At 65.1% G+C, this 13,049-nt stretch carries 12 protein-coding genes; 1 reads left to right on the forward strand and 11 read right to left on the reverse strand.

Going from position 1 to position 13,049, the window contains the following annotated elements; translation table 11 throughout:
- Positions 1 to 11: 11 nt before the first annotated feature.
- From BW991_RS13865 to BW991_RS13910, 10 genes are all read right to left on the reverse strand, one after another.
- Positions 12 to 377, reverse strand: coding sequence for an H-NS histone family protein (locus BW991_RS13865; protein ID WP_076602694.1), 366 nt, complete (start codon positions 375 to 377; stop codon positions 12 to 14).
- Positions 378 to 551: 174 nt separating this feature from the next.
- A complete protein-coding gene (locus tag BW991_RS13870) occupies positions 552 to 1,040 on the reverse strand; it encodes an aminoacyl-tRNA deacylase (RefSeq protein ID WP_076602695.1) in 489 nt (162 codons plus the stop codon).
- A gap of 52 nt (positions 1,041 to 1,092) precedes the next feature.
- Positions 1,093 to 2,007, reverse strand: coding sequence for a site-specific tyrosine recombinase XerD (gene xerD, locus BW991_RS13875; protein ID WP_170879106.1), 915 nt, complete (start codon positions 2,005 to 2,007; stop codon positions 1,093 to 1,095).
- On the reverse strand, positions 2,004 to 2,501 hold the full coding sequence (locus tag BW991_RS13880) for a methylated-DNA--[protein]-cysteine S-methyltransferase (protein ID WP_076602697.1): 498 nt from the start codon (positions 2,499 to 2,501) through the stop codon (positions 2,004 to 2,006). The genes xerD and BW991_RS13880 overlap by 4 nt, the downstream gene beginning before the upstream one ends.
- Positions 2,502 to 2,560: 59 nt before the next feature.
- Positions 2,561 to 3,148 carry a chalcone isomerase family protein gene (locus tag BW991_RS13885; protein ID WP_076602698.1) on the reverse strand — a complete coding sequence of 196 codons (588 nt, stop codon included), beginning with the start codon at positions 3,146 to 3,148 and terminating at the stop codon, positions 2,561 to 2,563.
- A gap of 109 nt (positions 3,149 to 3,257) precedes the next feature.
- Positions 3,258 to 4,535 carry a glutamate-5-semialdehyde dehydrogenase gene (locus BW991_RS13890; protein ID WP_076602699.1) on the reverse strand — a complete coding sequence of 426 codons (1,278 nt, stop codon included), beginning with the start codon at positions 4,533 to 4,535 and terminating at the stop codon, positions 3,258 to 3,260.
- Positions 4,536 to 4,612: 77 nt separating this feature from the next.
- Positions 4,613 to 5,620, reverse strand: coding sequence for a DNA polymerase III subunit delta (gene holA, locus BW991_RS13895; protein ID WP_076602700.1), 1,008 nt, complete (start codon positions 5,618 to 5,620; stop codon positions 4,613 to 4,615).
- Positions 5,617 to 6,123 carry an LPS-assembly lipoprotein LptE gene (locus BW991_RS13900; protein ID WP_076602701.1) on the reverse strand — a complete coding sequence of 169 codons (507 nt, stop codon included), beginning with the start codon at positions 6,121 to 6,123 and terminating at the stop codon, positions 5,617 to 5,619. The genes holA and BW991_RS13900 overlap by 4 nt, the downstream gene beginning before the upstream one ends.
- A 12-nt stretch (positions 6,124 to 6,135) precedes the next feature.
- Positions 6,136 to 8,757 (reverse strand): leucine--tRNA ligase, encoded by a 2,622-nt coding sequence (gene leuS, locus BW991_RS13905; protein ID WP_076602702.1) that lies wholly within the window; start codon positions 8,755 to 8,757, stop codon positions 6,136 to 6,138.
- 200 nt (positions 8,758 to 8,957) lie between these two features.
- A complete protein-coding gene (locus BW991_RS13910) occupies positions 8,958 to 9,284 on the reverse strand; it encodes a hypothetical protein (RefSeq protein WP_076602703.1) in 327 nt (108 codons plus the stop codon).
- A gap of 345 nt (positions 9,285 to 9,629) precedes the next feature.
- Here BW991_RS13910 and BW991_RS13915 point away from each other — a divergent pair, with 345 nt between their 5' ends.
- The gene (locus tag BW991_RS13915; protein ID WP_076602704.1) at positions 9,630 to 11,849 is read left to right on the forward strand and encodes a UvrD-helicase domain-containing protein; all 2,220 of its coding nucleotides are present in this window, start codon (positions 9,630 to 9,632) and stop codon (positions 11,847 to 11,849) included.
- 45 nt (positions 11,850 to 11,894) lie between these two features.
- Here BW991_RS13915 and BW991_RS13920 read toward each other — a convergent pair whose 3' ends face one another.
- On the reverse strand, positions 11,895 to 12,674 hold the full coding sequence (locus BW991_RS13920) for a ParA family protein (RefSeq protein WP_076602705.1): 780 nt from the start codon (positions 12,672 to 12,674) through the stop codon (positions 11,895 to 11,897).
- Between the last annotated feature and the right edge of the window lie 375 nt (positions 12,675 to 13,049).

Below are 13,049 nucleotides of genomic sequence, written 5' to 3' on the forward strand. Positions count from 1 at the left end.
CCCGAATCGGCTTATTTCGCTGCGACGGCCTCGAGTTCGGCGAGCGGCTTGTTCTGGGCAAGCCAGTCGATCACCCACTGCGGCTTGCGCCCGCGGCCGCTCCAACCGATTACCGGATTTGCCGGGTTGCGGTATTTCACGGCGACAGTGGCGGTCTTCTTGACGACAGCTTTCGCCTTGCGCTTGGTCGGCGCATTCTTTTCTTCCGCGGCAGCGTTGGGCAGCAGGTCGCTCAGCGACAGGCCCTCTTCGGCAGCCATCTTCTGCATTTTCTTCAGGAGGTCGCGACGGGCGGAATCGCTGCGTCGACGGATCTCCGTTTCGACCTTGGATTGCAGGCGGCGCAATTCGGTCAGCGACATCTTGGCCAGTTCCATGTTTTCTCCGGTTTCAATTGTTATTGATCTGATCTCTGATCTGGACAATCGTCCTCGTCCGCGTTGCGGGCTACGGAGCGTTCGGATGATTGGCTGCGCATATTCTGCCAGCTATTCCGGGGAATTAGAATCGGAAAATGGATCGAAATCGTAATCGGAGTCGGGTGACGGCGTTCAAATGGATGCGCTGACCAGTTCCGGTTGCAATACGCGCATTATCTCGTGGGGGCTGACTCCGACCAGAAAGCCGCGCCGGCCGCCGTTGATATAGACGAGCGCGAGGTCGAGAATCGTCCTTTCCATGAATATCGGCATGCGCTTGCGCAAGCCGAAGGGGGATGTGCCGCCGACGAGGTAGCCGGAGTGCCGGTTGGCGGTTTCCGGGGCGCATGGTTCGACGCGTTTTCTTCCCGTCTGGCGCGCCAGCTCCTTGGTGGAAACCTTGCGGTCGCCATGCATCAGCACGATCAGCGGAGCGGCATTTTCATCTTCCATGACCAATGTTTTGACTACCGCGTGTTCGGGAACATTGAGTTCGCGCGAGGACACTTTTGTTCCCCCGTGTGCCTCGTAATCATAGAGATGCGCTGAAAAGGCGACGGAGTGCTGCTTGAGAAAACGCGTGGCCGGCGTTTCGGGTGCGTGCGCGTCCTGTTTGCTCATGATGATGCTCCGGATTGCGTATCGAATTTGAAAGCGTATTTGACGAAATGATTCATCCACGCGGGTGATGCCGCGCATGCAGTGCTTTCAGGCGCTCGCGCGCCACGTGCGTGTAGACCTGGGTGGTCGATATGTCGGCGTGGCCCAAAAGCATCTGCACGACGCGCAAATCGGCGCCATGGTTGAGCAGGTGGGTCGCAAAGGCGTGGCGTAGCGTGTGGGGCGAGATGCTTTCGGCGGGAATGCCGGAAGTCGTCGCGTACTGTTTTATGATGCGCCAGAACATCTGGCGCGTCATGCCGCTGCCCCGCCTGCTGACGAAGACGTCGTCGCTGCTCTTTCCGGCAAGCAGCGCGGGGCGGGCATTGCGCAGATAGCGGGCGAGCCAGTCGATCGCTTCTTCGCCGAGCGGAACCAGCCGTTCCTTGCTGCCTTTCCCCATTACCCTGACGACACCGTCGGAAAGACTCGCGGAAAATATCTTGAGTCCGACGAGTTCCGAAACTCGTAACCCTGTGGCATATAGCACTTCCAGCATGCTGCGATCGCGCAGGCCGATGGGGTTGTCGACATCGGGGGCTGCGAGCAGGGAATCGACCTGGGCTTCGGTAAGGGTCTTGGGGAAGCGCTCGGTGCGCATCGGCGGATCGAGCAGCGTGGTGGGATCGTCGTCAATGCGTCCCTGCACGAGCAGGTGGCGGTAGTAGCGGCGCCAGGCTGCGAGCAGGCGTCGCTGGCTGGCAGGTCTGGACCTCAGGCTGAATTCGGCGAGGTAGGCCGCCAGGTCCGGCGCACGCGCATGCGGTAGCTGTGCGCCTCGCTCCTGAAGCCAGAATGCGAATAGGGCGAGGTCGCTGCGATACCCGGCGAGGGTGTTGCGTGACAGGCCATGTTCGAGCCACATCGCGTCGTTGAAACTGTCGAGTTCGGACCGGTTGGCGGGGTCGAGGCGGTTCTCGACGCTCACCGGCCGGCCTCGAACTGGAGCAGCCAGCGTTTGGTGTCGAGAAGGTAACCGCCGGTGGAATTGGCAAAGCCGCCGAGTCCCCCTCCCGCGGCGACCACGCGGTGACAGGGGACGACGATGGGAAAGGGGTTGGCTCCACAGGCTTGGCCGACCGCGCGCGCGGCGCTGTTCATGGTCGCGGCAATTTCACCGTAGGTGCGATGGCTGCCGCGCGGGATGGCGGCAATCGACGACCACACGCGCCGCTGGAACGGCGTGCCGCGCTCCGCGAGCGGGAGGTCGAAGGGGCGGTCGGGGTCGTCGAGCCAGGCGAGCAACTGCATTGCCGCCCGTTCGGCAAGCGGGCTGTCGGGGGCGCGGGCGAGCGTCCCCGGCGGGAGGAAGACCAGTTCGCGGATGCAGTTGTGGTCGGCGCGCACTCCCAGCCCGCCGAAGGGCAGCGTCAGGATGGCCGAGAATGTGGTCCTCGCGGAGGTGTTGCGGTCGGAATTCATCGGATTGATTGTGCAGCGCGTACTTGCAGGTGAACGTCGTACCGAAATGACCGGCCGTATTACGAAGGCTTGCCGAGCAGGTTCTGCTTGAGCTCGGCGTCAGCGGGAACGTCGCCGATCCAGATGCGCAGCAGCGCGGGGAAGAAACGCTCGTCGGCGATGTCTTCGCCACGTCGCTTCCCTGCCACGGTCAGGCGCGTGATGCCATTCCACGATTCGATCAGGACTTCGGTATTCGCGGGCGCGTCCTTGATCTCGAGCATGCCCTTGCGGAACGCTCCGAGCGCAGGTTCGAGTGCGGCGAGCGCTTCGGCGGTGTGATTCTTCTTCAGCCCCTCGACGAGCGCTTCGAGGAACTGCTCGGCGCTCAGATCGCGCAGCGTGACGATGCGGATGCGCTTGCTTCCGGGCTGGCTCTGCAGCGTGCCTGCATCATTGGCGCGTTGCGGTACATACAGACCCATCGCATAAACCTTGAACAGCAGGCGCGTGCGCACGCCCGCGCCGTTGATAACCAGTGTCTGGCCGGCGACGCTGGCGGTGTCTTCGAAAGTCACGCCGGCCACGTTGGTCGCAGCGGCGGCGAGGGAAACATGTGCCGTCGCGGCAGCGAATGCGAGCGCAGCAAGCAGGGGGCGATGGTTCATCACAGCGTCTCCTCGGTTTTCCGAATCATCTTCTCTTGCCGCATGAAAACGCCCGTGCGGGGACGGGCGTTTTCATGCGGGTTGGGCGGCGGCCTGCGTCGGGCCGTTGTCAGCGGCGTGTTTCTCCATTGCCGAACACGATCCACTTCTGGCTCGTGAGGCCTTCGAGGCCGACCGGGCCTCGTGCGTGGATCTTGTCGGTGGAGATGCCGATTTCGGCACCCAGTCCGTACTCGAAGCCGTCGGCAAAGCGCGTCGAGGCGTTGACCATTACCGAGGACGAATCGACCTCGCGCAGGAAACGCATCGCGCGGGTGTAATTCTCGGTGATGATCGCCTCGGTATGCCCCGAACTGTAGGTATTGATGTGCGCGATCGCCTCGTCGATATTCGACACCACCTTGATCGCGATGATCGGCGCAAGGTATTCCTCGCTCCAGTCCTGCTCGGTTGCTGCGACGATGCGGGCGCCGGGAATTGCAGCGTCGCGCAGGATCGCGAGCGATTCGCTGCAGCCGCGCATTTCGACTTCCTTGGCGGCGAGCATGCGGGCGATCTCCGGCAGGAAGCGGGCTGCCACGGCGCGGTCGATCAGCAGCGACTCGGCGGTATTGCACGTGCCGTAGCGCTGCGTCTTGGCGTTTTCGACGATGGGCACGACCTTGGCCGGATCGGCCTCGGTTTCGATATAGACGTGACAGTTGCCGTCGAGATGCTTGATCACCGGCACGCGCGCTTCGCGCGAGATCCGCTCGATCAGCCCCTTGCCGCCGCGTGGAACGATGACGTCGACGAATTCGGGCATCGTGATGAGGTGGCCTACGGCGGCCCGGTCGGTGGTGTCCACGACCTGGACGGCCGTTTCCGGGAGTCCGGCGGCGGCGAGACCGGCGCGCACGCAGGTGGCGATCGCCTGGTTGCAGTGCAGGGCTTCCTTGCCGCCGCGCAGGATCGCAGCGTTGCCGGACTTCAGGCACAGGGCCGCCGCATCGGCGGTGACGTTGGGGCGCGCCTCGTAGATGATGCCGATGACGCCGAGGGGAACGCGCATCTTGCCGACCTGGATACCGGAGGGGCGACGCTTGACGTCGGTAATCTCGCCAACCGGGTCGGGCAGCGCCGCGACCTGTTCCAGGCCCTGGGCCATTGCCTCGATGCCCTTTGCGTTGAGGGTGAGGCGGTCGATCATCGCCGGCTCGAGTCCGGCCGCGCGAGCTTCTTCGAGGTCGTGCGCGTTGGCGGCGAGGAGCTCCTCGCGGCGCTCGCGGATCGCGGCGGCCATTGCGCACAGCGCCGCGTTCTTGTCGGCGGTCGATGCGCTGGCGAGCTGGCGCGAGGCGGCGCGTGCCTGGCGGCCGAGCGTCTGCATGTATTCCTGAATGTCCATGGAAATTCCGGTGTTGCCGTGCAAAAGAACATTAAAGCACCGAACGGTGCCGTGCGGCCAGTGCCGGAAGGAGCTCGCTAGTGGCGGACCAGCCGGAGCGCGAGTTGGAGGAACTCGTCCCACACGTCGCCCGGGGCGAGGCCCTTGATGATGCGGTCGATGCGTGCGGCGTGCAGCAGCGCGGCGCGTAGCGTCGCGGGTTTGAGGCGCGGCAGGGCGCGCTGGATCGCCTGGCGGCGTCGTTCGTCGAAGACGCGCTCGGCCTTGAGCAAGGCCGGCAGTTGCTGGCCGGACGCGATACCGGAGCTGAGACTTGCGAGGGTGCGGACTTCGTTCGCGAGGGCCCACAGCACGAGCGGCGGGGCCGTTCCCTCGCCCTGCAGGCCTTCGAGCAGGCGCGTGCAGCGCACGGGATCGCCTTCGAGGAGCGCTTGGCGCAGCTTGTCGATGTCGTAGCGGGCGACGTTGAGAACCGCGTCCTGCACGTCCTCCAGTGTCAGGCGCCCTTCGCCGTGCAGCAACCCGAGCTTGAGGATTTCCTGGTGCGCCGCGAGGAGGTTGCCTTCGACGTGCTCGGCGACGAAGGCGAGCGCCTCGGCCGGCGCCGATTGGTCTTGGCGCGCGAGACGGCCGGCGATCCAGTCCGGCAGCCGCTCGCGTTCGGGCGCGTTGAGTTCGACCGCGATGCCGGCGTCGCACAGGGCCGTAAACCATGAGGCCTTGCGCGCAGCCCAGTCGAGTTCGGGCAGGGTGATGAGAGTGACGATACCGCTGCCGGGGTTGCGCGCATGCCGCTGCAGCGCGTCGCCGCCCTCTCGGCCGGGCTTGCCGTTGGGGATGCGCAGGTCGATGAGCTTGGAGCCACCGAAAAGCGAGAAATTGCCGGCTGCGGCGTTCAGGCTGTCCCAACGGAATCCTTGTCCGGCGACCAGCGTTTCCCTTTCCTCGAAGCCCTGTCTGCGCGCCGCCGCGCGGATCAGGTCGGCCGCTTCGAGCACGAGCAGCGGTTCGTTGCCGTGTAGCAGGTAAAGCGGGGCGAGCGGCTTGTCGAGGAGGGCGGGCAGCTGCTCCGGACGCAGGATCACGGCTTGACGGCGGCGAGTCGGCGCATGAGCTGGTCGACGAGATCGCCCTGCATGTCACGGTAGAGCAGGGCTTCTTCCTGTTCTTTCGCGAGCACCTGCGAATCGTCGTAGGTGTATTCGCGCTTGGCGGAAATCGTCGTCGGCCGGATGCGTTCGTTGCCCGCGCGATCGACCAGCCGGAAGGTGAGGACGTGGCGCAGCTCGTATTCGCGCACCTTGCCCGCTCCCGTCAGGGTCAGGATTTCGCGCTCGGGCTGATTGCGCAGGATCTCGAGTTTCACCTCGGCCTTGGCCGGGTCGTCGACGATCTCCGTCGTGCCGCTGGTGCGAATGCGCCGGCGCAGCGCCGCGCCGAACTCGCCCTGGGCGCTGACGCCGACGTGGATGGTCGCGAACGCGAGCGGACGCGGTCCGCGCAACTGGAATCCGCAGCCGGCCAGCGGCGCCACGGCGAGGGCGCCGAAGGCCAGCAGCAGGCTGCGGCGGGTGCGGGAAGGAGTCATCCGCTGGAGTCCTCAGACCACGATGTTGACGAGACGGCCCGGCACGACCACGACCTTGCGCGGCGGCTTGCCTTCCATGAATTTCTGCGCCGCCTCGGAGGCCAGGGCGATTGCCTCGATCTGCGACGAGCTCGCATCCGCTGCGACCTTGATGTTGCCGCGCAGCTTGCCATTGACCTGCAGCACGAGGTCGAGCTCGTCCTGCTTGAGTGCGGCGTCGGATGGCTCCGGCCAGCTTGCGTCGAGGATGTCGCCGGCGAAGCCGCAGTCCTGCCACAGTGCGTGTGCGACGTGCGGCGTGATCGGGGCGAGCAGGCGCAGCAGGATCGACAGGCCTTCCTCGGCGACCTCGGCGTGGGCGGCGGCGTTGTCGCGCGGCGCCTTCTCGAGTGCGTTGAGGGTCTTCATCGCCGCCGAGACGACGGTGTTGAACTGGTGCTTGCCGAAGTCGTAGTTCGCCTGCTTGAGGCAGGTGTGAATCTCGCGGCGCACGGACGCGAGGGTGTCGGGCAGCTGGGCCGTTGCCAGCGTGCGCGTGGCCGGGAGCTGAGCGCGGAATTCGTTGGCGAAGCTGTGGCCGAAGGCCCACACGCGTCGCAGGAAGCGGTAGGCGCCCTCGACGCCCGAATCGGACCATTCGAGCTGCTGGTCCGGCGGCGCGGCGAAGATGATGAACAGACGCGCGGTGTCGGCACCGTACTGATCGACCAGGGCTTGCGGATCGACGCCGTTGTTCTTCGACTTCGACATCTTCTCGGTGCCGCCGATGACGACCGGCTGACCGTCGGCGGCGAGCTTCGCCGCGGTGATGCGGCCCTTGTCGTCACGTTCGATCTGGACGTCGGCGGGGTTGATCCACTGCTTCTTGCCGCCGTCGGCGTCGCGGTAGTAGGTCTCGGCGACGACCATGCCCTGGGTGAGCAGGTTCGTGAACGGCTCGGAGACATTGACGAGGCCTTCGTCGCGCATCGCGCGGGTGAAGAAGCGCGAATAGAGCAGGTGCAGGATCGCGTGCTCGATGCCGCCGATGTACTGGTCGACCGGCGCCCAGTAGTTCACGCGCCCATCGACCATCGCCTTGCCGTTGTCGGTCGAGGCATAGCGCAGGAAGTACCACGACGACTCGACGAAGGTGTCCATCGTGTCGGTCTCGCGGCGCGCAGGCTTGCCGCATTGCGGGCAGCTGCACTGGTAGAACTCGGGCATCTTCGCGAGCGGCGAGCCGCGGCCGGTCACTTCGACATTTTCAGGCAGCACCACCGGCAGTTGCTCGTCCGGCACCGGCACGTTGCCGCAGTCGTCGCAGTTGATCATCGGGATCGGGCAGCCCCAGTAGCGCTGGCGCGAGATGCCCCAGTCGCGCAGGCGGTACTGCGTGCGCTTGGCGCCGAGGCCCTTGTCCGCAAGATCGGCGGAGATCGCGTCGACGGCGTCCTGGAAATGCAGGCCGTCGTACTTGCCCGAATTCACCAGACGGCCGTGTTCGGAGTAGGCGTCCTGCCACGGCGCGACGGTGTCGGCATAGGCGTCGCGCGTGGAACTCACGACCATCCGGATCGGCAGGCGGTATTTCGTCGCGAACGCGAAGTCGCGCTCGTCGTGCGCCGGGACGGCCATGACCGCGCCTTCGCCGTAGCCCATCAGCACGTAGTTCGCGACCCACACGTCCATGAACTCGCCCGAGATCGGATGGACGACGCGCAGGCCGGTGGGCATGCCCTTCTTTTCCATTGTCGCGAGGTCGGCCTCGGCGACGCCGCCGTGGCGGCACTCGTCGATGAAGGCGGCGAGTTCCGGATTGTTGGCCGCAGCCTGCAGCGCGAGCGGGTGCTCGGCCGCGACGGCGACGTAGGTCGCGCCCATCAGGGTGTCGGCGCGGGTCGTGAACACCTTCAGCACGCCGGACTTGCCGATCGTCGACAGGTCGTAGGGGAAATGCACTTCGACGCCTTCGGAGCGGCCGATCCAGTTCTTCTGCATCAGCTTGACCTGCTCGGGCCAGCCCGGCAGGGCGTCGAGCGCGTCGAGAAGTTCGTCCGCGTAGGCGGTGATCTTCATGTAGTACATCGGGATTTCGCGCTTCTCGACGACGGCGCCGCTACGCCAGCCCTTGCCGTCGATGACCTGCTCGTTGGCGAGAACGGTTTCGTCCACCGGATCCCAGTTTACCGTGCCGAGCTTCTTGTAGATCAGTCCCTTCTTGTACAGGCGCGTGAACAGCCACTGTTCCCAGCGATAGTAGTCGGGCTTGCAGGTCGCGAGCTCGCGCGACCAGTCGATCGCGAAACCGAGGCGCTTGAGCTGCGCCTTCATGTAGTCGATGTTCGCGTAGGTCCACTTCGCCGGCGGCACGTTGTTCTGGATCGCGGCGTTCTCGGCCGGCATGCCGAAGGCGTCCCAACCCATCGGCTGCAGGACGTTGTAGCCGCGCATGCGGTGGTAGCGCGCGAGCACGTCGCCGATCGTGTAGTTGCGCACGTGGCCCATGTGCAGCTTGCCCGACGGGTAGGGGAACATGCTCAGGCAGTAGTACTTGGGCTTGCTCGCGTCTTCGGTGACGCGGAAGGCCTGGGCGGATTCCCAGTGCTGCTGGGCGGCGGATTCGACCGTGGCGGGGGTGTATTTGTCCTGCATTTGCGGGCGGCAGTGGAGACGTGGAAAACACGCGAGTATACCGCGAAGCCGTTGAGCCTCGTGCAGCGTCTCTACTTGCCACGCCCGGGCGGGCTGCGCGCGGACAAAAAAAAGCATCCGGAGGGAGCCGGATGCTTAATCTCCTTTGAAGGAGAGGGAGGAAGGCGGTGTCGCGGCGTCGGCCGCGGAGGTTCGGGCGGTCAGGCGGCCTTGCGCGGCGCGGCGGACTGACGCTGCCAGTTGGCGGAGAAGACGGAGACCATGTCTTCCATCGCTGTCAGCGGCAGGCGCCAGAGGCGGTTCTGGCAGCGCACGATCGGCGTCACGCGCGGCGCGCAGAAGGTGGCGCGCTCGTTTTCGAGCAGACGCTGGAAGGCGCTCATCGCTTCGCCCCAGTATTCCGAATTGCCCACCCATCCCGTTGCCGCGGTCGCCTCGCGCACGGCCTGGTGCCAGAGCACCGTAGCGCGCTCGATGGTTACGCCGGCCTTGCGGGCATACCAGGGCAGTAGTTTCGGGGTTTTCATGGTCGGGTTCTCCTGGTGGCCATCGTCGGCCGGTTCTTGCGTCGCGCGGATCGGCCTCTTGAGCCGGCCGTGTAGGGCGCGGTTAGTGCGATGCAGCATCGAAATTGGTTGCAATTTTCTTCGGTTTGGCGAGGCGATTCCTTGATATTTCTCAACGAATTGCTGCTCTGCACAATTCAAAACTACGCCGATCGTTATACGTTTTCAACTGCATGTTGCATTGCCGCAACGGTTTTCATGTTCAACTAGGCTGGCTTTGGGCCCTGTTCTGGTCCTGGGGCGACGATCCGGGAGGAAACAAGGTGCCGCTCCCGGTTAGAATCGCGGCCTGACCAGGAAGCCCGCATGTCCGATCTGCTCGTCAATCTCAATCCCGAACAACTCCAGGCCGTCACCCTTCCGCCTCAGCATGCGCTGATTCTTGCCGGTGCAGGCTCGGGCAAGACCCGCGTCCTCACGACCCGCATCGCGTGGCTGGTGCAGACCGGCCAGGTCGATCCGCAGGGCGTCCTCGCGGTGACCTTCACCAACAAGGCGGCGAAGGAGCTGCTCGCCCGCCTGTCGGCGATGCTGCCGCTGTCCTTCGGCCGTTCCGCACGCGGAATGTGGATCGGCACCTTTCACGGGCTGTGCAACCGCCTGCTGCGCGCGCACCACCGTGACGCCGGTTTGCCGCAGTTGTTCCAGATCCTCGATTCGGGCGACCAGCTTGCGGCGATCAAGCGCCTGCTGAAGGCGCTCAACGTCGATGACGAGAAGTTTCCGCCGCGCGAACTGCAACATTTCATCAATGCCCAGAAGGAAGCCGGTCTGCGTCCGCATGCCGTCGAAGCCTGGGACGATCACACCCGACGCCGGGTGGAGCTTTTCGCGGAGTATGAGGCGCAATGCCAGCGCGAGTCTGTTGTGGATTTTGCGGAGTTGCTGTTGCGCACCTACGAGTTGCTGGAGCGCAACGAACCGATCCGGCGTCACTACCAGCGTCGATTCCGTCACATCCTGGTCGACGAGTTCCAGGACACGAACCGCCTGCAGTACCGCTGGCTGAAGCTGCTCGCCGACGACGGGCGTGAAGGCGGCGCCTCCCTGTTCTGCGTGGGCGACGACGACCAGTCGATCTACCGCTTCCGTGGCGCGGAAGTCGGCAACATGCGCGACTTCGAGCGCGAGTTCCGTGTCGCCAACGTGATCCGGCTGGAGCAGAACTACCGCTCGCACGGCAACATCCTCGACGCGGCGAACGCGATCATCCGCCACAACACCGCCCGGTTGGGCAAGAACCTGTGGACCGAACGCGGTGCGGGCGAACCGATCCGCGTGTTCGAGGCCTATGCGGACATGGACGAGGCGCGCTGGATCGTCGAAGAGATCCAGTCGCTGGTGCGCGACGGCATGAGCCGGTCGGACGTCGCGCTGCTGTATCGCTCGAATGCGCAGTCGCGGGTGCTCGAACACCAGTTGTTTGCGGCAGGCATTGCGTACCGCGTCTATGGCGGTCTGCGCTTCTTCGAGCGTCAGGAGATCAAGCACGCGCTGGCCTATCTGCGCCTGATCGCCAACCCCGACGACGACACGGCGTTCAGCCGCGTCGTGAATTTTCCGACGCGCGGCATTGGTGCGCGTTCCCTGGAAGCGCTGCAGGACGCCGCGCGCACCTGGAATGCGAGCCTGTACTCGACGGTGCCGCATCTCTCGGGCAAGCCGGGAACGGTGCTGGCGCAGTTCGTGCACCTGGTCGAGGATCTGCGCCGCGACACGGCCCGCCTGCCGCTCCCCGAGCTCGTGGATCACGTCCTCGACGCGAGCGGGCTGCGTGATTTCTATCGCAGCGAGAAGGAAGGGCAGGAACGGCTCGAGAACCTCGACGAACTGATCAATGCGGCGGCGAACTTCCTCGGCGAGTCGGGCGCGGATGCCGAGGCGCTTGCGCAGCCGCATGCGCTGCTGGCCGATTTTCTCGCCCACGCGTCGCTCGAGGCGGGCGAGCACCAGGCCGACGCCGGCAGCGACGCCGTGCAGCTGATGACCGTGCATTCGTCGAAGGGGCTGGAGTTCGACGTGGTCTTCCTCTCCGGGCTCGAGGAGGGGCTATTTCCGCACGAGAACAGCGCGCTCGAGAATGAGGGCCTGGAGGAAGAGCGGCGCCTGATGTATGTCGCGGTGACGCGGGCGCGCGAGCGGCTGTACCTGAGCTTTGCGCAGAGCCGCATGCTGCACGGCCAGACGCGCTACAACCTGCGCTCGCGCTTCCTCGAGGAAATTCCGGAAGGGCTGGTGAAATGGCTTTCGCCACCCAGCCCGCGCAGCATGGGGGCGCGCAGCGGTGCGGGGATGCGCGTCGAGCCCGCGCGCTCGGGATTCGCGTCCAGGGGGGCGCCGGCCTCGCCGCGAAGCCAGGATCTGGGCGGCCTGCGGGTTGGCCAGCTGGTGACGCATGCGAAGTTCGGTCAGGGGGTGATCGTGGCGGCCGAAGGCAGTGGCGCCGACGCGCGGGTGCAGATCAATTTCGGCTCGGCCGGGATCAAGTGGCTGATGTTGGCTGTGGCGAAGCTCAGCCCCGCATGATGTGCGGCGCCCCGCGTCGACGCGGGGCGCGGGATCGAGCCGGGCTCAGGCCCCGTAGGTGCGTGCGAGCCGGTCGTGGAGTGCGACGTATTCCTGCGCGAGCTTGTGCTTCGGGTCGAGATGGATCATCGGGCGCGACTGCTCGTGCGATTCCTTGATCTTCACCGACGCCGAGAGATAGGGAGCCAGTACCGGCAAGCCCTCGTCGATCAGCTCCTGCACGACCTTCTGCGGCAGGCCGGCGCGGGCCTGGAACTGGTTCACGACGATGCCTTCGACCGACAGGTCGCGGTTGTGGTCGGCCCGGATCTCCTGCACGTTCTCGATCAGCGCATACAGTGCGCGCCGCGAGAACTCGTCGCAGTCGAAGGGGATCAGGCAGCTGTCCGCGGCAATCAGCGCGGAGCGGGTGTAGAAGTTCAGCGCTGGCGGGGTGTCGATATAGATGACGTCGTAGTCATCGCCGAGCTCGGCGAGCGCGTCGCGCAGCTTGTAGATCTTGTAGCGCGATTCGAGCTTGCTCTGGAGGTCTTCGAGGCCCGGGTGCGAGGGCATCACGTCGAGCCTGGGGAAGGGGCTCGCGACGATGAATTCCTCGATCTTCTTCGGGTTGAGCTTGAAATTGAGCGTCTGGTCGAAGAAATCGGCGAGCGTGGTCTCGATGTTTTCCCCGGAGCTGCCGAGCAGGTACTGGGTCGAGTTCCCCTGCGGGTCGAGATCCACCACCAGCGTGCGCTTGCCTTGGTGAGCGCTGATCGCCGCCAGGTTGCAGGTAATGGTCGACTTGCCGACACCGCCCTTCTGATTGAACACCACGCGTCGCATCTTGGATTCCCTTATCGAGTCGGGTGAGATTGTGCCAAAAAATGTCGGTCGGGATACGGATTCCGGGGGCATGGCAGGCGATTTGTCCACGTTTCGGGGGCGTCGGGTTTACCCGTACAGGGCCACTGCCCAAGGCCATGGACCTGCGCTACACTTGCGCCTCGCCGAGCGTGGTGCCGGTGCGGCGTCGATGCCGCACCCGCGCGCGAGCTCCGCTGTCCGATCCGTGCGATTGGTCCCGGCCCCGGGAGTTTCGGACGGAATATGCCGGACGGCTGCGGGTGATCGCAATTGGCGAGGCGCCAGGACTGGTATAGGTTTATCGCCGTCCTGGAATAACACCACGGGAACAATACATCTCACCGACCCGGAGAG

It is taken from the genome of Aromatoleum tolulyticum (assembly GCF_900156155.1).
Taxonomy (GTDB): Bacteria; Pseudomonadota; Gammaproteobacteria; order Burkholderiales; family Rhodocyclaceae; genus Aromatoleum; species Aromatoleum tolulyticum.